The organism is Brevundimonas sp. GW821-FHT02A10, assembly GCF_059422025.1.
On record NZ_JBWKWC010000004.1, the window covers coordinates 75,489 to 96,065 of the forward strand.

Genomic DNA, 20,577 nt, shown 5'->3' on the forward strand with positions numbered 1-20,577 from the left:
CAGCGAAACACCCAAAGCCGGATGATCCGTGCGTCTGTGGCCGTTGCGACCGGTGTCATGGGCATGATCGTGTGCGGTGCGGCGATGGCCCAGGCGGCCGCCGCCTCCCCCGCCTCTGGCCCCTCCCCCGCGGTTCAGACCGCGCCCGCCGACTTCCGCGCGCGCCTGCCCCAGGATGAGGTCATCTATTTCCTGCTGCCCGACCGCTTCGAGAACGGGAATCGCGCCAACGACACGGGCGGCATCCCGGGCGGAAAGCTGCAGAACGGCTTCGATCCGACCGATGAGGGCTTCTATCACGGCGGCGACCTCGCCGGTCTGACCCGTCGCCTCGACTATATCCAGGGCCTGGGCGCCACCGCCGTCTGGGTCGCGCCCGTCTTCAAGAACAAGCCGGTCCAGGGCGAACCGGGCCATGAGTTCTCGGGCGCTCACGGCTACTGGATCACCGACTTCACCTCTGTCGATCCGCATTTCGGGACTAACGAAGACTTCGCCGCCCTCGTTCAGGCCGCCCATGCGCGCGGGATGAAGGTCTATATGGACATCATCGCCAACCACACGGCCGATGTGATCCGCTACCGCGAATGCCCGAAGAACGACTGCGCCTACCGCAGCCGGGCCGACTATCCCTATTCGCGTCATGGCGGCGTCGAGGGAGCCCCGATCAACGACGGCTTCGACGGCTCGAACTTCGAGCGGCTGACCAGCCCGAACTACGCCTATACGCCGTACCTTCCCGCGGGCGAGGAGACGGTGAAGGTTCCGGCCTGGCTGAACGACCCGATCTACTATCACAACCGGGGCGACACGACCTTCACGGGCGAAAGCTCGACCGAGGGCGACTTCGCCGGCCTCGACGACCTGTTCACCGAGAACCCGCGCGTGGTTCAGGGAATGATCGAGATCTACGGCGACTGGATCGACCGCTACGGCGTCGACGGCTTCCGTATCGACACCGCCCGCCACGTGAACCCCGAGTTCTGGCAGGCCTTCGTCCCGGCCATGCTCGAGCGCGCGAAGGCGAAGGGCATTCCGAACTTCCACATCTTCGGCGAGGTCTATGACCACGACCCGGCGATGCTGGCCCGCTTCACCCAGGTCGACCGCTATCCGGCGGTGCTGGACTTCGCCTTCCAGACCACGGCGACCGACGTCGCCAACGGGGTCAAGGGCACGGACGCCCTCGCCCGCCTGTTCATGGCCGACGCCCTCTATGCCGGCGGCGAGCAGGGCGCGATGCAGCTGCCGACCTTCCTCGGCAACCACGACATGGGCCGCATCGGCGGCTTCATCGCCAAGGCCCATCCGGAAGCCTCCGACGAGGAGCTACTGGCGCGCGACACGCTCGCTCACGCCCTGATGATGTTCAGCCGCGGCGCGCCGGTCATCTACTATGGCGACGAACAGGGCTTCGGCGGACAGGGCGGCTACGGCGCCGCGCGCGCCGACATGTTCGAGAGCCAGGTCGCCGACTACGCCCGCCACAAGCGCATCGGCGGAGACCACGCGCCCTTCGACACCACCGCCCCCCTCTATCAGCGTATCGCGGAAATGGCCCGTATCCGCGCCGCCGATCCCGCCCTGCGTCGCGGCCGCCAGATCGTGCGCTTCGCCGGCGACAAGCCCGGCCTGTTCGCCGTCTCGCGCGTCATCGACGGCCAGCCGGGCGAGACCCTGATCCTTTACAACACCTCGACCGAGCCCCTGACCGCCAATGTGGAAGTCGCGGCCGCGTCACAAAAGTGGAACAGCCTGCGCGGGACCTGCCCCGCCACGGCATCGGCGCCCGGAACGATCCGGGTTAGCGTCCCTCCCCTCGACTACATGATCTGCGTATCGGAAGGCCAAGAGTGAACGTCCAGACCCTGAGCCATCCTCTGACGTCTACCGACGCCGCCGCCGAATGGTGGCGCGGTGCGGTCCTGTATCAGGTCTATCCGCGCAGCTTCGCCGACACGAACGGCGACGGCGTCGGCGACCTGCCCGGCATCACCGCCCATCTGGATCACATCGCCTCGCTGGGCGTCGACGGCGTCTGGCTGTCGCCCTTCTTCACCTCGCCGATGAAGGACTTCGGCTACGACGTCTCGGACTACACCGACGTCGATCCGATCTTCGGCACCTTGGCCGACTTCGACGCCCTGGTCGCCCGCGCCCACGAGCTGGGCCTGAAGGTCGTCATCGACCAGGTCTATTCCCACACCTCGGACGAGCACCCCTGGTTCACGGAAAGCCGTCAGAACCGCACCAACCCCAAGGCCGACTGGTACGTCTGGGCCGACGCCAAGCCCGAAGGCTCGCCGCCGTCGAACTGGCAGTCGGTGTTCGGCGGCCCCGCCTGGACCTGGGACGCGCGCCGCCGCCAGTACTACATGCACAACTTCCTCAAGGAGCAGCCGCAGCTGAACGTGGCCAATCCGGAGGTGCAGAACGCCCTGATCGACGCCATGCGGTTCTGGCTGGACCGCGGCGTGGACGGCTTCCGCCTGGACGCCATCAATTTCGCCATCCACGACCCGAAGCTGACCGACAACCCGGCCTTCACCTCGAACGGCAAGCGGACCCGGCCCTTCGACTTCCAGGACAAGATCCACAACCAGTCCCAGCCGGAGATCCCGGTCTTCCTCAGCCGTCTGCGCGCCCTGGCCGAGACCTATCCCGGCGACCGCTTCCTGGTCGCCGAGGTCGGCGGCGACCGCGCCAATGAGGAGATGAAGCAGTACACGCAAGGGACCGACCGGCTGCACTCGGCATACGGCTTCCTCTATCTGTACTCCGACCATCTCAGCGCCGAACTGGTCGAGCAGGGGCCGGCGATGTGGCCCGGTGTCGACGGCGAGGGCTGGCCGTCCTGGACCTTCTCCAACCACGACGCGCCGCGCGCCATCTCCCGCTGGGCCGAGGGCCGCGACGAGAAACAGTTCGCCGAGATGGCCATGCTGCTGCTCATGTCCCTGCGCGGCAATGTCTTCGTCTATCAGGGCGAGGAGCTGGGCCTGCCCCAGGCGCACGTGCCGTTCGAACGCCTCGTCGATCCCGAAGCCATCGCCAACTGGCCCGAGACCCTGGGCCGCGACGGCGCCCGCACTCCGATCCCGTGGAAGGCCGACGCCGTTCAGGCCGGCTTCTCGACCGTCGAGCCCTGGCTGCCGATCGACCCGCGCCACTATCCGCTGGCGGTCGATGTCCAGGACGCCGACCCCACCTCGATCCTGAACCTGTCGCGCGAGCTGATCGGCCTGCGCCACCGCTATCCGGCCCTGCGCACCGGCGGCATGCACATGTATCCGGTCGCCGGACCCGTGCTGTCGTTCGAGCGCGGCGAAGGCGACGAGGCGCTGCTCTGCGTCTTCAACCTCGGCCATTCGCCCGAGGTATGGACGCTGCCCGCGGGCTGGCAGGTGGTCGAGGCGGTCAACACGCCCGACCCGGCCGCCGGAACCCTGCCCTCGCTGGCCGGTCTGCTGCTGGCGCGGGCCTGATGCGATCAGCCGCCGCAGGTCTCGCGCACGATCAGATCGGTCGGAATGCGTTCGGACCGGCCGGCGCGATCGCCCGTGGAATCGAGCAGTTTGGAGACCATCAGCCGGCCCGCCTTCATGGTGTCCTGGGCGATGGTCGACAGGGCCGGACGGCTGTAGCGGCTGAAGGGCACATTATCGAAGCCGATGACGGAGACGTCGCCGGGCACCGTCTTGCCGTGGTGCAGCAGCGAGCGCACGGCGCCGAGCGCGATCAGATCGGACGCCGCGACGATGCCGTCGAACTCCAGTCCGCGCGCCAGAAGGGAATCAACCGAGGCCTCGGCGGATTCGACCTCAAAATGGGCGGGCACGACCAGATCCGGATCGACGACCAGACCGGCGCTCTCCATGGCCTCGGCATAGCCGCGCTGGCGCTGCATGGCCTCGGGCGGATCGAGGTCGCCGAGGAAGACGATGCGCTTGCGGCCCAGACGCGCCAGGTGGGCCGTCGCCCGGCGTCCGCCGCTGATGTTGTCGGAGCCGACCGAGCAATAGTTCTGGTCCGGCAGTTCGGCGCCCCAGACCACGAACCGGCTCTCGGTCTCGGCCATGCGGTTGAAGGCGGCGTGCAGCGTGCTCTGGCCGAGGAAGATAACACCGTCGGCGCGGCTGGTGGTCATGGCCACCGACAGGTCGTCCAGATTGGCCGGCGAGACATGGCTCATGACCAGATCGCAGCCGCGCTCGCGCGCCGCCTCGCCGACCCCGGCCAGCAGTTCCAGGAAGAAGGGATCGCTGAGCCGCCCTTCACGGCCCTGCGGTCGCGGGGTCACCAGAGCGATCGTGCCCTGGGCCCCGATCGGGCCGGCTGGCATATAGCGGCGGAACGGATAGTCGTGCTCGCGCGCCAGCTTCCAGATGGCCTGTTTGGTGCGGTCGTTGACGGCGGGACTGTCGTTCAGCGCGCGCGACGCCGTCGCGATCGACACCCCGGCCATACGGGCCAGATCTTCCAGTCGGGTGGTCTTGCGGCTCAAGGTCGCGGGCTCCAGGCAGGCCGTCTGCAAAATTTTCTGCAAAACTTGCTTATTCATGCGGCGCCACAACGCCGTCTGGCAAGTCCTCGTAACAAGGAAGCTTCGTCATGATGCAACGCCGTTCGTTCCTCGCCCTTTCGGCAGCCGCCGCAGGCGTCACGGCCCTGACGTCGCGCCCTGCCCGCGCCCAGACCTCGGCCAATGTCGCGCGCGCCTCCTCGCCCGGCGGCATGCTGACGGTCGAGGTCACCACCGATAACGACGGCCGCCCGATGTATTCGGTGATCCGTCAGGGCCGCCCGGTCGTGACCGCCTCGAAGCTCGGCTTCCTGCTGACCGACGCCCCCGCCATCGAGCGCGGCCTGAAGCTAACGGCGTCCGAGCCGGTGACCATGGACGACACCTGGGAGCAGCCCTGGGGCGAGCGCCGCTTCATCCGCAATCACTACAATGAGTTCCGCACCACCTTCACCGAGACGGGCGCCCTCGCCCGCCGCGTGGACGTGGTCTTCCGCCTGTACGATGACGGCCTCGGCTTCCGCTATGAGGTGCCCGAACAGTCCGGCCTGAAGACCGTCCGCATCGGCTCGGAGCTGACCGAGTTCAACCTGGCAGAAAACGGCACGGCTTGGTGGATCCCGGCCTGGGAGTGGAACCGCGAGGAATACCTCTACGACCGCACCGCCATCGACGAAGTCGGCTCCTGCCAGACACCGATCACGGTCAAGGGCCAGTCCGGCCTGCATGTCTCGATCCACGAGGCCGCCTGCGTCGACTATGCCGGAATGAACCTGCGCCGCTCGGAAGCGACGAAGTTCCGCGCCCAGCTGACCCCCGGCCTGACCAACGCCGCCGTGGTGCGCGACGCGCCGTTCAACACGCCCTGGCGCACGCTGCAAATCTCCGACACGGCCGCGGGACTGGTCGAATCCAGCCTGATCCTGAACCTCAACGAGCCGAACAAGCTGGGCGACGTCAGCTGGTTCAAGCCGATGAAGTACGTCGGCGTCTGGTGGGAAATGCACCTTGAGCTCAAGACCTGGAACGCCGGACCCAAGCACGGCGCCACCACCGAGAACACCATCAAACACATCGATTTCGCCGCCAAACACGGCTTCGGCGGCGTGCTGGTCGAGGGCTGGAACAAGGGCTGGGACGGCCAGTGGTTCGCCAACGGCGCCGACTTCAGCTTCACCGAATCCTACCCCGACTTCGACATCGAGGCGGTCACCGCCCACGGCCGCGCCAAGGGCGTCCAGTTGATCGGTCACCACGAGACCGGCGGCAACGCCTTCCATTATGAACAGCAACTCGAGCCGGCCATGGCCCTCTACGAGCGGTTGGGCGTCCATTCGGTCAAGACCGGCTATGTCGCCGACGCCCAGGGCGCCCGCGTGGCCGCGCCCGACGGCTCCATGGTCATGGCCTGGCACGAGAGCCAGGCCATGGCCCAGCACCATCTGCGCGTCGTCGAGACCGGCGCCCGGCACAAGGTCGCGGTCAACGCCCACGAGCCGTTCAAGGACACCGGCCTGCGCCGCACCTACCCGAACATGATCAGCCGCGAAGGCGCTCGGGGCATGGAATATGCGGCCTGGGGCAACCCGGGCAATCCGCCCGAGCACGAGCCCAACCTGGTCTTCACCCGCCTGCTGGCCGGGCCGATGGACTATACGCCGGGCATCTTCGGCATGGAGACGCGCAGCCCCGGCGGCGTCCAGACGACCTGGGCCAAGCAGCTGGCCCTCTATGTTGTGATCTACAGCCCGATCCAGATGGCCGCCGACCTGCTGGTCAACTACGAGGCCAACCCCGGCCCGTTCCAGTTCATCAAGGACGTGCCCTGCGACTGGCATGAGACCCGGGTGCTGAACGGCGAGGTCGGCGACTTCGTCACCATCGCCCGCAAGGACCGCAACTCCGACGTCTGGGCCCTGGGCGCCATCACCGACGAAAACCCGCGCGTCCTGACCGCCGCCCTCGACTTCCTCGACGACGGCCGCCTCTACCGCGCCGAAATCTATCGCGACGGCCCCAATGCGGACTACAAGGGCAAGCGCGAGGACATCATCATCGAACAGCGCGAAGTGACGTCGGCCGACACCCTGACCCTGGCCCTCGCGCCCGGCGGCGGTCAGGCGATCCGCTTCGTTCCGCTGGGTCGCGCAGGACGCCGCGCATGAGCACCAACACCACAGGCGGCCTGCTCTCGATGCGCCCGCGGCTGACGCCGCTGGCCATCGTCAACATGTGCGTCGGCTTCTTCGGCATCCAGATCGGTTTCGGTCTGCAGAACGTCAACACCAGCCGGATCTTCCAGACCCTGGGCGCCGAGGTCGACAGCCTGGCCATCCTGTGGATCGCCGCACCGATGACCGGCCTCCTGATCCAGCCCCTGATCGGTCACCTCAGCGACCGGACCTGGAACCGCTTCGGACGGCGTCGTCCCTATTTCCTCGCCGGGGCCCTGCTGACGACCCTGGCGCTCGTCGCCATGCCCAACTCGCCCAGCCTGTGGTTCGCCGCCGTGATGCTCTGGGTCATGGACGCCTCGATCAACATCACCATGGAGCCCTTCCGGGCCTTCGTCGGTGACAATCTGAACGAGGACCAGCGCACCGCCGGCTATGCGATGCAGAGCGTCTTCATCGGCGCCGGCGCCGTCTTCGCCTCGGTCCTGCCCTGGGTCCTGTCGCACGTCTTCCACGTGGCCTCGGTCGCGCCCGAGGGTGTGGTGCCTGACAGTGTCCGCATCGCCTTCTATGTCGGCGCCGCCTCGCTTCTGGCCGCCGTCCTCTGGACCGTGATCAGCACCCGCGAATACAGCCCCGAACAGATCGCCGCCTTCGAGGCGCCCGTGTCGGCCGAGGCCGCTGCCGCCGAGCCCGCCGCCCCCTCGGTCCGTTTCTATCTGGTCGGCGGCCTGATCTGGCTGCTGGTCGGGATCGCCGGCTTCGCGGGTGTCGCCGTCGCGGGTGTCGAGAAGGAGCTCTACGTCCTGTTCGGCGGCCTCGCCGTCTTCGGCGTCCTGCAGCTCGCCGTCGGCCTGATGCACCGGGCGAAGGCGTCGAACGGCCTGTCGGAAATCCTCGACGACATCTTCCGCATGCCCGCCACCATGCGTGACCTGGCCGTGGTTCAGTTCTTCAGCTGGTTCGCCCTGTTCGCCATGTGGATCTACACCACCCCGGCCGTGACCGCCGTCCACTTCGGCGCGACCTCCCCCACCGCCCCCGCCTATGGCGAGGGCGCGGACTGGGTCGGCGTCCTGATGGGCGTCTACAACGGCGTCGCGGCGCTCGCGGCCTTCCTGATCCCGGTGCTGGCCAAACGCATCGGCCGGCGCGGCGCCCACGCCCTGAACCTCGCGCTCGGAGGCTTCGGTCTGATCGGCATCTTCCTGATCCGCGACCCGAGCCTGCTCTGGCTGCCCATGATCGGCGTCGGCTTCGCCTGGGCCTCGATCGTCTCAATGCCCTACGCCATCCTCTCGGGCGCCGTGCCGGGGCGGAAGATGGGCGTCTATATGGGCATCTTCAACATCTTCATCGTCGTGCCCCAGCTGGTCGCCGCGACCCTTCTGGGCCTGATCCTGAGGAACGTCTTCGGCGGTCAGGCCATCTGGGCCCTGGTCATCGGCGGCGTCTCCTTCTTCATCGCCGCGGCCGCCGCCCTGCGGGTCAAGGAGACGAGAGCCTGATGGACCGCCGCGCCCTTCTCACCCTGATGGCCGCCCTGCCCTTCGCGGGTCGGGCCGCCGCCGACGTCCCGACGATCGGCCGTCTGGTCGAGCATCCGGACACGACCTCGGCCCACGCCGCGACGCGCAACGTCACTGTCTGGCTCCCGCCCGGCTACGACGAGACCGACGCCCGCTACCCCGTCCTCTACATGCACGACGGCCAGAACCTGTTCGATGCGTCGAAGGCCTATTCCGGCGAATGGGGCGTGGACGAGCATCTGGGCCGCTTGATCGCCGCCGGCCAGGTCCGCGCGCCGATCGTGGTCGGGGTCTGGAACACGCCGCTGCGCCTGCGCGAATACGTCCCCGCCGATCTGATCGCGGCCCTGCCCGACGACATGCGCGGCGACATCCAGAACATCTACGGCGGCCCCTCCCTGTCGGACGGCTACCTCGCCTTCCTGACCGATGAGCTGAAGCCCTTCATCGACAGGATCTACCGCACCCTGACCGGCCCGACCGACACGACCATGTCCGGCTCCAGCATGGGCGGGCTGATCTCGCTCTACAGCGTGATGAAGCGCCCCGACGTCTTCGGCGCCTGCGCCTGCCTCTCGACCCACTGGCCTCTGAAGGTGGTCGGGCTTGAGGAAGGCGCGCCGCTGGCGACCTGGCGCGAACGGCTGGTCGCGGCCTGGACCGGGGTCATCTCCGCCGGCCTGCCCGCCCCGGCCATGGGCCGCCGCTTCTACTTCGACCACGGCGACGAGACGCTGGACGCCTTCTACGCCGCCTTCCAGGTCAAGGTCGACGAGACCTTCCGTGCCCGCGGCTACGGTCCGAACCAGTTCGAGACCCTCGTCTTCCCCGGCGCCCAGCACAATGAGACGTCCTGGAACGCCCGCCTCGACGTCCCCCTGAAATTCCTTCTGTCGCCGGCCCCCGCGGCGACCGCTTCGTGAGTAGCCCGACCATGACCCTGATCCAGAAACTCGCCGCTTCCGCCGGCATCGCCGCCCTGCTCGCCACCGGCGCCTGCGCCTCCGTGCCCGCTGCCTCGCCCGAGCCCGTCGTCGCCCCCCTCGCCCACCCCGAAGGCGTCGCGCCCGGCGCCCCCGGCGCGGCGACCACCTGGTCCAGCGCCGCCAAGACCGGCGTCGGCGCGTCCTACGAGGCCTATGTCGACGGCCAGTACAAGGACGGCGGCCCGACCGGCGCCGTGTCGCGCGTCTGGTTCTCCATCGCCGACGGCGTCCTGACCGAGACCATGTACGGCCTGATCCATGAGGCCCAGATCAAGTCGCTACGGTTCGCCCTCGCCTCCGACGCCGGCCTTTCGCTGGAAGGGACCGACACCACCGAACACACCGAATACCTCGACGTCGACGCCCAAGGCCGCCCCCTGTCGCCCGCCTATCGCGTGGTCACCACCGACAAGGCCGGCAAATACGAGATCGAGAAGCGCGTCTTCACCGACCCGGACCGCAACGCCCTGGTCCTGCGCGTGACGATCAAGGCGATTGGCGGCGCCGTCACCCCCTACGCCATCCTCGAGCCCCATATGGCCAACACGGGCGGCGGCGACTTCGCGGAAGCCTCGGCCAACGGCCTCTACGCCCATGAAGGCGACGTCCATCTGGCCCTGCGTTCCAGCGCCCCGTTCGAGACGGCCAGCGCGGGCTTCCTCGGCGCCTCTGATGGCCTGACGGACCTCAAGGCCAACGGCCGCCTGACCCGGACCTATGCCTCCACCGGCGACACGGCCGGCGCCGTCGTCCTGACCGGCGCCCTGCCGACCATCGCGGCGGGCCAGAGCCTGACCCGCGACTTCGTCATCGGCTTCGGCGCTTCGAAGGCCCAGGCCGAAGCCGCCGCCGACGGCAGCTTCTCCACCGGCCTCGACGAGGTCCTCGCCCGCTTCAACGGCACGGGCGACCGGGTCGGCTGGGAGGACTGGATCGGCTCCCTGACCGACCTGCCGCGCATCGCTCAACAGTCCGAGGACGGCGGCAAGCTGGCCTATGCCTCGGCCCTGATGCTGAAGGTGCAGGAGGACCGCACCCACGCCGGCGCCCTGATCGCGTCGCTGTCCAACCCCTGGGGCGACACGGTCGACGCGACCAACAGCTCGACCGGCTACAAGGCCGTCTGGCCCCGCGACTTCTATCAGGTGGCCATGGCGCTCCTCGCGCTTGGCGACACCCAGACCCCCGTCGCCGCCTTCCGCTACCTGCCCCAGGTCCAGGTCAAGGCCGACACCCCCGGCAATACGGGCGCCATCGGCTGGTTCCTGCAGAAGACCCACGTCGACGGCGAGGTCGAATGGGTCGGCGTCCAGCTGGATCAGACCGCGATGCCGATCATGCTGGGCTGGCGTCTGTGGAAGGCCGGTCTCGTCTCCGACGCAGAGCTCCGGACCATGTACGGCCGCATGATCAAGCCCGCCGCCGACTTCCTCGTCACCGGTGGCAAGATCGGCATCCTGTGGAACGATCGGACGGTGACCCCGCCCTACACCCAGCAGGAACGCTGGGAGGAGCAGGACGGCTTCTCGCCCTCGACCACCGCCGCCGTCATCGCCGGCCTGACCGTCGCCGCCGACATCGCCAAGGCCTCGAACGACACGGCCTCGGCGACCCGCTACCTCGCCGCCGCCGACGACTATTCGAAGAAGGCCGATACGCGGATGTTCACGACGAACGGCGCCTTCGGGGACGGCAACTACTTCCTGCGCCTGTCCAAGACCGAGGACCCGAACAGCCACGCCAAGATGGGCGACAACAACGGCCAGCCCGGTCAGTCCCAGGATCACGTCGTCGACGGCGGCTTCCTCGAACTGGTCCGCTACGGCGTCCGCTCGGCCAATGACCCGCACATCCTGGCCACCCTGCCCGAATACGACGACCAGACCCGCCCCGACCTGACCCGCGTCCGCTACGACTTCGGTCCCGCGGGCGACACCACGCCGGGCTGGCGTCGTTACGGGATCGATGGCTATGGCGAGACTACTGACCGGGGCCTGAACTACGGCGAAGGCTGGATCGGCGATCAACAGGATCCCGCCCAACGTGGACGGGTCTGGCCCATCTTCACCGGCGAACGCGGCCACTATGAACTGGCCCGCGCGCTTCAGTCGGGTGGGAACACGGACCTGACCGCCATCCGCCAGACCTATGTCCGGGGCATGGAGCGGTTCGCCAACGACGGCCTGCTGCTGTCCGAACAGGTCTGGGACGGCGTCGGCGTGAAACCCGCCGGCTATGAGACCGGCGTCGGCACCGACTCTGCGACCCCGCTCGCCTGGTCGCACGCCGAATACATCAAGCTGCTGCGCTCTCTGGCCGACAAGGCCGTCTGGGACCGCTACGCCCCCGTCGCCGACCGCTACAGCAAGTAAGCCTGAAGGCGGCCCGTCAGTCTCGACTCTTCAGAATCGGACTGACGGACCGCCGTTCGCGTGCCATCCTGCCCTCAACAAGGCCGCACAGACGGCATGAGGGGCAGGACATATGACGCAGACCACCGAACACACCGTCGACCGCAACGACAAGCTGGTCATTCTGGCCTCTTCCGTCGGGACCGTGATCGAGTGGTACGACTTCTACCTCTACGGCTCCCTGGCCACGATCATCACGGCCCAGTTCTTCTCGGGCGTGAACGAGACGACCGGCTATATCTTCGCCCTGCTGGCCTTCGCGGCCGGGTTCGCGGTCAGGCCGTTCGGGGCCATCGTCTTCGGGCGGCTGGGCGATCTGTGGGGGCGCAAGAACACCTTCCTTGTCACCATGCTGCTGATGGGGCTGTCGACCTTCGTGGTCGGGCTCCTGCCGTCCTACGCGGCCATCGGCATCGCGGCGCCCCTGATCCTCGTGGCCATGCGGCTGGTGCAGGGTCTGGCCCTCGGCGGTGAGTACGGTGGCGCCGCCACCTATGTCGCCGAACATGCGCCGAACGGGAAGCGCGGCTTCTATACCTCCTTCATCCAGATCACGGCGACGGCCGGTTTGATGATCAGCCTCGTCGTCATCCTCGGCGTGCGGCTGTCGATCGGCGAGGAGGCCTTCGCCTCATGGGGCTGGCGCATCCCCTTCCTCGTCTCGATCCTGATGCTGGGCGTGTCCCTGTGGATCAGGCTGAAGCTGTCCGAGAGCCCCGCGTTCAAGAAGATGAAGGCCGAGGGCAAGGGCTCGATCACCCCGCTGAAGGACTCCTTCGGCAAATGGCCCAATCTCAAGCTGGTGATCCTGGCCCTGTTCGGCCTCGCCGCCGGTCAGGCCGTAGTCTGGTACACGGGCCAGTTCTACGCCCTGCTGTTCCTCGAGAAGACGCTCAAGGTCGACGGGGCCCTGACCAACACCCTCGTCGCCATCGCCCTCTTGCTGGCGACGCCCTTCTTCGTCTTCTGGGGCTGGGTGTCGGACAAGATCGGCCGCAAGCCGGTCATTCTGGCCGGCTGCCTGATCGCCGCCCTGACCTATTTCCCGCTGTTCCACGCCCTGACGGCGGCGGCCAACCCGCGTCTGGCGGCGGCGGCGGCCTCGTCACCGGTGACGGTCTATGCCGACCCGGCTGACTGCTCGTTCCAGTTCGATCCCATCGGCAAGACGACCTTCTCGAAGTCCTGCGATCTGGCGAAGTCATATCTGGCCAAGGCCGGCGTCGCCTATGCCAATGAAGCCGCGCCCGCGGGCACGGTGGCCCAGGTCCGCATCGGCTCGACCGTGGTGGACAGCTTCCGCGGCGACCAGTTGCCCGCTGCCGACTTCAAGGCGGCGAAGAAGACCTGGGAGACCGGCCTCGGCGACCATCTGAAGGCCGCCGGCTATCCCGCAAAGGCTGACAGCGCCCTGGTCAACAAGCCGCTGACCGTCGCCATCCTGTTCGCCCTCGTCTTCTATGTGACCATGGTCTACGGGCCGATCGCGGCGGCGCTGGTGGAGATGTTCCCGACCAACATCCGCTACACCTCCATGTCCCTGCCCTATCACATCGGCAACGGCTGGTTCGGCGGCTTCCTGCCGACCACGGCCTTCGCCATGGTCGCGGCCTCAGGCAATATCTACCACGGCCTCTGGTACCCGATCGTCATCGCCCTGCTCACGGCGGTGGTCGGCGTCCTGTTCGTCAAGGAAGGCAAGGACGTCGATATCCACGACTAGGTGCGTATCAGCGCGTCATAGACGTGGGTGACCTCGTCGAAACGCACCCGGCTCTCCTGCCCGCCGTAAGGGGTGGGCGCGAACTCGGGTGAGGTCAGGCCCGCCGCGACCGGGTCGTCGATCTTGTCGGTGTTCCAGCCCAGAAGCAGCCGCCCGCCGGGGCGCAGGATGGCCGCCATGGCGACCAGGGCCTGACGCTGCTGCTCCGGCGTATCGACGCCATAGCCCAGCACGCCGTTGCAGCTGATGGCGTCGAAGGTCATGTCCGGGAAGATCTTGTCGATGATGCAGACGTCGCCGGTCCGGTGACGGCCCAGCACGCCCCAGCGCGCGGCCTCGGGATCGATGTCCGTCGTCCAGACCTCGCCGCCGCCCGCTTCCAGCACCGCATAGTCGTCGGCCGTATAGGCGCGGCAGCCGACCCAGAGGATACGGCCACCTTCAGCCGCCATGGCCGGCAGATAGGCCTCAGCCAGCAGTTTGCGGTCCGGCAACTGCAGAATGCGCTGCGCCCCCGCTGTCTTGCGCCGGGTGACACCGGCCTCGCCGAAGAACAGGCGGGTGAAGAAGGTTCCAGCGCCCAAGGCGGCCTCCGTGCGTCGGGCGCACATGAGACGCCTCGATCAAGGGGTGAAAGTCTGGCCGCCCGAGGTCAAGCCTCAGATAAAGCCAGACCCGGCGGCCAATGGCCTCAGCTGACGGGCTGAACCGTCCACGGACGCCCGCGCAGGGCGCCGGACACGCGGCGGCCGATCGACGCCGGCGCCCAGACCGGGCGACGCGACAGGGCCTGCTCCACCAGCAGTCGCTCGCGCAGATCGTCCAGCTGGGCCGAGCGGACGGCCGGGGCATGGACCGAAGCGACGAACTCCTGGCCAGCGCGAGCCATGGCGACACGCTCGTCATCATTGGCGACCAGGGCGGCCAGGGCGCGGGTCAGGTCGGGCGCCTGCGGCGGATCCACATAGATGGCGTGGTCGCCGCTGGCCTCGCGCAGACCGCCACGCCCCGAGGAGATCAGGGCGGCGCCGGCGGCATGGGCTTCCAGCGCCGACAGACCCAGAGCCTCGGCGACAAACGAAGGCGTCACGGCGATGGCGGCGCGGCGGGTCACGGCCTGGACCTGCGGCAGGGAGGCCGACTTGTGGATCTCGACGCGGTCGCCGAAGCGGGCCAGGGCCTCGATGCGCGGCGTCGCCCACTCGGCGTGCCTGTCCCAGTCGCCCAGCATCAGGGCGCCGCGCCAGTCGGCGTTCTTGTCGAGCACGGCGGCCAGGGCGTCGCAGAACGGCTCCAGCCCCTTCTCTTCCATGGCGCGGCCCGAGAACAGGATCAGCTTCTCGCGGTTGTCGGGGCAGGCCTTCCAGGCGTCCATCTCGATCGGGTTGCAGACCGAGGCGACACGGTTCGCCAAAGCCGGGTAGTCGCCGATGAATTCACGACCCGCGGCCTCGGACACGAAGATCAGCCGGTTGAAGGCCTTCAGCCGCGCGCCATAGCGCATCCGGTCGAGCGCGTTCTTCGGCTGCTTGATCCGGGTGTGGCGGTACAGGACGTTGATCTTGTTCGGGAAGCGACGCGCCAGAGCGGCCGAGGATTCCAGCTGCTGGTGGTATTCGATGTAGTCGGGGTCAAAGCCGGCCAGCAGTTCGGCGACGGCGTCGGCGCGCTTCTTCTTGCTCAGGCCCGCGGGCACGGTCAGCAGGTCCGGCAGGGCGGGGACCTCGGCGCCGGCGTCGCAGATGACCCGGACAGAGCCTTTCAGGCGGCTGCTCTCCAGCAGGGTCCGGGCGACCGTCTCCATGGAGTTGGCCTTGTCCCGGCCCATGACACTGCCTCGCGGCATGACAACGGCGATACGCATACTCAACCCCTCACTCGGGCTTCAGGGAGGTTAACGGCCGCCAAGCGGCTGATGTTCCCGGCTTTTTGGGTGCGTCCGGCGCGACGGCGGCCGCGCGGCTTGTTCAGTCCCAGCAGGCGACGCAGCTTGAACTGGGCCTTGATCCAGCCCTCCGAAGAGGACTGGAGGATGCGTTTCACATCGACAAAGGTGACGTCGCCCAGGCCCGAAAGGGTGTGGAGACCGTCCTCGTGGTCGGCCAGAAGACCGGTCGGCTCGAACCGCTTGACCGGCCGCGCCTCGAAGGCCTCGGGCGTCAGGACATCGATGCGCAGCAGGTTGATCGCGGCGCCATAGGTGGTCGAACAGTCCTGGACCGGCAGGTGCAGGGCGCCGTCGTGCAAGAAGGCCGTGCCGCCCGGCCGCGACGCCTCAAAGCCCGTCCGCACCGGATTGGCCGCATGCGGCGTCCACGGCCCCATCAGGCTGTCAGCCCAGGCGACGTGCAGCTCGCGCATGGCCCGGTCCGCGGGACCCGGCAGGGCATGGAAGGCCCACCAGCGGTCGCCGTGCTTCACGACGGTCGCGTCGATGGCCGGGGTGTCCATGATCTGCCGGACCGGCTCCCACTGATCGGGGAAGCGCACACAGCGATACAGGGTCAGGCCGCCGGCCTTATAGCCCTCGGGCAGCATATAGAGCTCGCCGCCGTCCTCGATCAGCGAGGGATAGGACAGGTGCACCGGCTCGATCAGGGCCACGCCCTGCCCGATCAGGGCGTCGTCCGCCCCGTACTGGTAGAAATGGATCTCGCCGCGACGGACGCGATAGTCGAAGGCCTCGACGAAGACGGTCAGGACGCCGTCACGCTCGATCCCGAACGGATCGGCGACGTACTGGAACGGGCCCGAATCCGGCAGCCAGACGATTTCTGAAGCGCTCACGCCACCGGTCGCCGTCACGCTGGACAGCGAACGCCTGACAAATCCGGAACGCCAGATATCGTACATCACGGCCCCAACCCGACCGCTCTGTGTCGGTCTCAGGGGTAGGACGGCGCCGTTCGGAGGCGACCTCAAAAAACACAGTGAAAAGATTGTTAATTCGGGCAGGCGTGCCCCGCGCGTTGTTCGCGGACGACGCCCGATGCGCCTTGCCTCAAAAAACTCCGCGCGGCATGAAGCCTGCACAGACCGATCTCGACGGCGTCGTCGCGCCGAAACGGGGCGAATTGGGAAGGAAATCAGCTTTTTGACCGCGCCCGCCGCGCAACCTCTGATCGCAGCCTATTTTGAGCAGCGCGAAGCCCTGGGGCGGTTCCTTCAGGCGCGCCTCGGTGCGTCCGGCGACGTGGAAGACCTGCTGCAGGACCTGTATCTGAAGGTCGCGGGACTGGATCCGGCCACCGATGTGCGCGACGCCCGCGCCTTCCTCTACCGCCTGACCTCCAACATGATGATGGACCGCTGGCGCTCGGGCCAGAGGTCGGTCGCGCGCGACGCGGCCTGGCGGCTGGCTACTCACTCGGTAGGCCCGTCCGAGGACATGGACGACGCCCCGTCCGCCGAGGCCGTCGTCGCGGGCCGTCAGCGGCTGGCCAGCCTGACCGCCGCCGTCGCCCGCCTGCCCGAGAAGACCCGCACGGTCTTCAACCTGCACAAGTTCGAGGGGCTCAGCTACGCCGAGGTGGCCACCCATCTCGGCATTTCGCGCAGCTCGGTCGAGAAGCACATGATGGACGCCTTGCGCACGCTTTCGGCCAAGGTGAAGTCGTGAATTTTACGGCCAAGGTAAAACATTCAAATTATAACGAAGGTGATAGGCTGTCGGCGACGTCTAACAATCAGACGGCATTTCCCACGACGCGAATTCAACCTCCCCGCTCATGACAACGACGCAACCGCAAATCGAAGAGAAGGCGCTGGAGTGGTTCGTCCGCTTGAGCGACGTCGATGCGCCCGCGTCCGCCTGGATGGATTTCCAGGACTGGCTGGAGGCGAATGACGCCCATCGTCTGGCCTATGACGACGTCGAACGGACCTGGGTGGAGCTGGACATCATGCCGGTCGGCGCCGCCGTCGCTGCCCCCGCAGGGGTCACCGTCCTGCCCGTCGCCGCCAATGACGAGGATCTGACACCCGCCGCCCGCCGCGCCGCGCGCCGCCGCCCGGCCTGGCTGCTGCCCTCCTTCGCCGCCGCGGCCGCCGTGGCGGTCGTCGTCGGCGTCTGGCCCCAGGTCTCGGACTTCGCGCCGACCGAAAGCTATCACACCGACGCCGCCGCCCGGATCGTGGTCCTGTCCGACGGCACGCGGATCGACATAAACCGGCATTCGGACCTCAGCGTGCGCATGGGCCGCAAGGCCCGGACCGTCACCCTGACCGAGGGCGAGGCCGCCTTCGACGTCGCGCACAATGCGAACCGCCCGTTCACGATCGCGGCCGGTGACCACAGCGTTCGCGTGCTCGGCACGGCCTTCAACGTCCTCAGCCACGGTGACCATTTCGCTGTCAGCGTCGAGCGCGGCGTCGTCGCCGTCACCCCTGCCTCCGGCGAGGCCGCGGCGAAGCCGGCCGCCGTCCGACTGGTTGCCGGACAGAAAATCGCCCAATCGGGAACCCGGACGCCGACACTCTCACAGGTTGCGGCGAACCAGACCTCGATGTGGCGTCAGGGCATGCTGGTCTATCGTGACGCGCAACTGGCCGATGTCGCCGATGACCTGTCGCGTTATTTCGACAAGCCGGTTACAGTGGACGCGTCCGCGGGGGCTCTGCACTTTACTGGTGCTTTGCAGGTGGGCGATGAGGCCACGATGTTGAAGCAACTCCAGGATTTCGTTCCCGTGCGTGTGATCCGGTCCTCGACCGACGTCCGCCTGTCCGGACGTGACGCCCGCTGAAAACCGGCGTCGCCTCGGGGTAGGTTTTCACCGGGCCTTCGGGTCGATGCTGGCCATCGGCTTTCTGACCACGCTTCTGGCGACCCCTGCCGAGGCGCAGCAGACGCGCGCCGGTACGTTCAACATCGCCCCCCAACGCGTCCGCGACGCCCTGCTGGACCTCGCCCTGCAAAGCCGACGCTCGCTGGGCGGTGAGATCGGCGCCTGCCGCGGGACCAGCCCCGCCGTCCACGGCGTCATGTCCATCGACACCGCCCTGGGCCGCGTGCTGGCGGGCAGCGGCTGCACCTGGACGATCGGATCGAACGGCGCCGTCATCATCCGCCGCGCCGCGCTCCCGGCGCCGCCTGCCCCGGCGCCCCGGGCTGCGCCCGCTCCCGTCGTCTACCCTGCCGAAGCCTCCGAACTCAGCGACATCGTCGTCACCGCCGAGCGCCGCCCGGACACCGCCCAGCAGGCGCCGACGGCCCTGACCGCCCTGTCCGGCGACCGCATCGGCCTGGCCGACGTCACCGACCTGACCGACGTCAGCTCCCTGGTCGCGGGGATGACGGTGACCAATCTGGGCTCGGGCCGGAACAAGATCCTGCTGCGCGGAATGTCGGACGGCGCCTTCACCGGCCTGACCCAGTCGACGGTGGCCATCTACCTCGACCTCGCCCCCATCACCTACAGCGCGCCCGACCCTGATCTGAAGCTCATCGACATCGACCGCGTCGAGGTGCTGCGGGGCCCCCAGGGCACCCTCTACGGCACCGGCCCGATAGGCGGCGTGGTGCGCATCGTCACCAATCGTCCGGACCCGGACGATCTGAAACTTGAACTGTCGGCGACCAACTCCTGGACCCATTCCGGCGGCCAGAACACCGACTATTCCGCGGCCGGCAACCTTCCGCTCATCGCCGGTCGGCTGGCGATCCGGGGCTCGATCTACGAAGAGTCCTTCGGCGGCTATATCAACGACGTGAACCTGAACCTGCACCGGGTGAACGACGGCACCCGCCACGGCGGACGCGTCGCGGTCAGCGCCTGGCTCACGCCGGACTGGAGCCTGACCGCCGGCTATGTGCGCCAGTCGATCGCGACCGAGGACACCCACTATGTCTACCGGGTCCTGGGTGGGCTGACGCGCGCCAATCTGGTGCGCGAACCGCACGAGAACCAGTTCGAGGAGACCTATGTCACCCTGAACGGCCAGGGCGACTGGGGGCGGCTGGACGCCTCCGTGGCCCTGATCGACCACGACTTCACCAGCCGCTACGACGCCTCCAGCGCCCTGATCACCTTCGGCTCCTTCGGGCGCATCGGGGCCCTGGACGAGGTCAAGAACATCCGGCTTCTGGTCGGCCAGGCCACCTGGCACTCGCCCGAAATCGGTCCGTTCCGATGGCTGGCCGGCGGCTTCTTCTCGACCAGCCGGACGCCGTCCGTGACGACCCTGTCGGCATTGCGCCCCCTCCCCCTGGAACTGATCTACACCGAGAACCGGCTCGACAAGCTGGAAGAGCTGGCCGCCTATGGGGAGTTGTCGCTGGACCTCAGGCCGGATCTGACCGCGACCGTCGGCGCGCGCTATTATCGCGTCGATTACAGCGCGGTTTCCGACGTCGACCACTACGGCTTCCATCGTCCGTTCGCCGGCGATGGCGGCGACGCGGGTCTCTCGCCGAAATTCGGCCTGGACTACCGGTTCAGCCCCGATCTGAACCTTTACGCCCTGATCAGCCAGGGCCACAGGACGGGCGGGTTCAACACCGCCGGTCCGATCTGGCAGCAGTTCACCGGCCGGGTGGGCCAACCCGCGCGCGAATACGCGCCCGACACCCTGTGGAACTACGAGGTCGGGGCCAAGGCCCGGCTGTGGGACGGCAAGGTCCAGGCCCGGATCGCGGCCTTCATCTCGCGCTGGAAGGACATTCAGAGCGACCAGTTCCTGCCCAGCGGCCTGGCCTATGCGGTCAATGTCGGCGACGGGGCGAACAAGGGGCTGGAGATCGAGACCAACTGGCGCCCGAGCGACCGCCTGGTTCTGCGCTTCAACACCTTGTTGGCCGATCCGGAGATCACCCGCCCCAGCCCGGCCTTCAACTCCCGGGGCGATGCGGGCCTGCCGGGCGTGCCGGCGGTCTCCGCCAATCTGAACGCCAGCTACCGTCGCCCGTTGTGGCGGGGACTGCAGTTCACCTCCGACGCCGTGGTCACCTATGTGGGCGCCTCGCGCCTGACGTTCGACGCCTCCCGCCGCTACCGGATGGGGGACTATGTCACCGGTCGGCTGTCGGCCGGGATCGAGGGCGACCACTGGTCAGCGACCGCCTTCGTCGACAACCCCGCCGACACCGAGGCCAATACCTTCTCCTTCGGCGACCCCTTCCGCCTGCCCGAGGCCCTGGCCACCACCCCCCTGCGCCCGCGCACCATCGGCCTGACCCTGCGTTGGTCGCCGTGGTGATCTGACGAACTCGTCTGCAAATTGCGCATGGCGAT

At 67.9% G+C, this 20,577-nt stretch carries 14 protein-coding genes; 10 read left to right on the forward strand and 4 right to left on the reverse strand.

All coding sequences use genetic code 11. From position 1 onward, the window contains the following. Positions 1-57: 57 nt before the first annotated feature. Positions 58-1,857: an alpha-amylase family glycosyl hydrolase gene (locus AC07U0_RS12490; RefSeq protein WP_494720339.1), complete on the forward strand. Its 1,800-nt coding sequence runs from the start codon at positions 58-60 to the stop codon at positions 1,855-1,857. Continuing rightward, positions 1,854-3,485: an alpha-glucosidase gene (locus AC07U0_RS12495; RefSeq protein ID WP_494720340.1), complete on the forward strand. Its 1,632-nt coding sequence runs from the start codon at positions 1,854-1,856 to the stop codon at positions 3,483-3,485. Before AC07U0_RS12490 ends, AC07U0_RS12495 begins: the two co-directional genes overlap by 4 nt. Before the next feature lie 5 nt (positions 3,486-3,490). On the opposite strand, the gene AC07U0_RS12500 is transcribed toward AC07U0_RS12495, so the two are convergent. Further along, positions 3,491-4,504, reverse strand: coding sequence for a LacI family DNA-binding transcriptional regulator (locus AC07U0_RS12500; protein WP_494720341.1), 1,014 nt, complete (start codon positions 4,502-4,504; stop codon positions 3,491-3,493). A 107-nt stretch (positions 4,505-4,611) separates the two neighbouring features. Here AC07U0_RS12500 and AC07U0_RS12505 point away from each other — a divergent pair, with 107 nt between their 5' ends. The 5 genes from AC07U0_RS12505 (at position 4,612) to AC07U0_RS12525 (ending at position 13,345) form a co-directional block, all read left to right on the forward strand. Next, positions 4,612-6,687: a glycoside hydrolase family 97 protein gene (locus AC07U0_RS12505; RefSeq protein WP_494720342.1), complete on the forward strand. Its 2,076-nt coding sequence runs from the start codon at positions 4,612-4,614 to the stop codon at positions 6,685-6,687. Beyond that, positions 6,684-8,204, forward strand: coding sequence for an MFS transporter (locus tag AC07U0_RS12510; protein ID WP_494720343.1), 1,521 nt, complete (start codon positions 6,684-6,686; stop codon positions 8,202-8,204). The genes AC07U0_RS12505 and AC07U0_RS12510 overlap by 4 nt, the downstream gene beginning before the upstream one ends. After that, positions 8,204-9,148: an alpha/beta hydrolase gene (locus AC07U0_RS12515; RefSeq protein ID WP_494720344.1), complete on the forward strand. Its 945-nt coding sequence runs from the start codon at positions 8,204-8,206 to the stop codon at positions 9,146-9,148. The genes AC07U0_RS12510 and AC07U0_RS12515 overlap by 1 nt, the downstream gene beginning before the upstream one ends. Before the next feature lie 11 nt (positions 9,149-9,159). Continuing rightward, positions 9,160-11,583: a glucan 1,4-alpha-glucosidase gene (locus AC07U0_RS12520; RefSeq protein WP_494720584.1), complete on the forward strand. Its 2,424-nt coding sequence runs from the start codon at positions 9,160-9,162 to the stop codon at positions 11,581-11,583. A 112-nt stretch (positions 11,584-11,695) separates the two neighbouring features. Next, complete coding sequence (locus AC07U0_RS12525; RefSeq protein WP_494720345.1) at positions 11,696-13,345, forward strand: MFS transporter; 1,650 nt, start codon at positions 11,696-11,698, stop codon at positions 13,343-13,345. Here AC07U0_RS12525 and AC07U0_RS12530 read toward each other — a convergent pair. The 3 genes from AC07U0_RS12530 to AC07U0_RS12540 form a co-directional block, all read right to left on the reverse strand. Next, positions 13,342-13,929: a class I SAM-dependent methyltransferase gene (locus AC07U0_RS12530; RefSeq protein ID WP_494720346.1), complete on the reverse strand. Its 588-nt coding sequence runs from the start codon at positions 13,927-13,929 to the stop codon at positions 13,342-13,344. The two genes, AC07U0_RS12525 and AC07U0_RS12530, sit on opposite strands and share 4 nt — an antisense overlap. Before the next feature lie 107 nt (positions 13,930-14,036). Then, complete coding sequence (locus tag AC07U0_RS12535; RefSeq protein WP_494720347.1) at positions 14,037-15,209, reverse strand: glycosyltransferase family 4 protein; 1,173 nt, start codon at positions 15,207-15,209, stop codon at positions 14,037-14,039. A 2-nt stretch (positions 15,210-15,211) separates the two neighbouring features. Further along, on the reverse strand, positions 15,212-16,132 hold the full coding sequence (locus tag AC07U0_RS12540; protein ID WP_494720348.1) for a glucosamine inositolphosphorylceramide transferase family protein: 921 nt from the start codon (positions 16,130-16,132) through the stop codon (positions 15,212-15,214). Positions 16,133-16,439: 307 nt separating this feature from the next. Between AC07U0_RS12540 and AC07U0_RS12545 the strand changes: the two genes are divergently transcribed. The 3 genes from AC07U0_RS12545 (at position 16,440) to AC07U0_RS12555 (ending at position 20,542) form a co-directional block, all read left to right on the forward strand. Continuing rightward, a complete protein-coding gene (locus tag AC07U0_RS12545; protein ID WP_494720349.1) occupies positions 16,440-16,964 on the forward strand; it encodes an RNA polymerase sigma factor in 525 nt (174 codons plus the stop codon). Between the two features lie 109 nt (positions 16,965-17,073). Then, on the forward strand, positions 17,074-18,090 hold the full coding sequence (locus tag AC07U0_RS12550; protein ID WP_494720350.1) for a FecR family protein: 1,017 nt from the start codon (positions 17,074-17,076) through the stop codon (positions 18,088-18,090). A 46-nt stretch (positions 18,091-18,136) separates the two neighbouring features. Beyond that, positions 18,137-20,542 carry a TonB-dependent receptor gene (locus AC07U0_RS12555; protein ID WP_494720351.1) on the forward strand — a complete coding sequence of 802 codons (2,406 nt, stop codon included), beginning with the start codon at positions 18,137-18,139 and terminating at the stop codon, positions 20,540-20,542. Positions 20,543-20,577 lie beyond the last annotated feature (35 nt).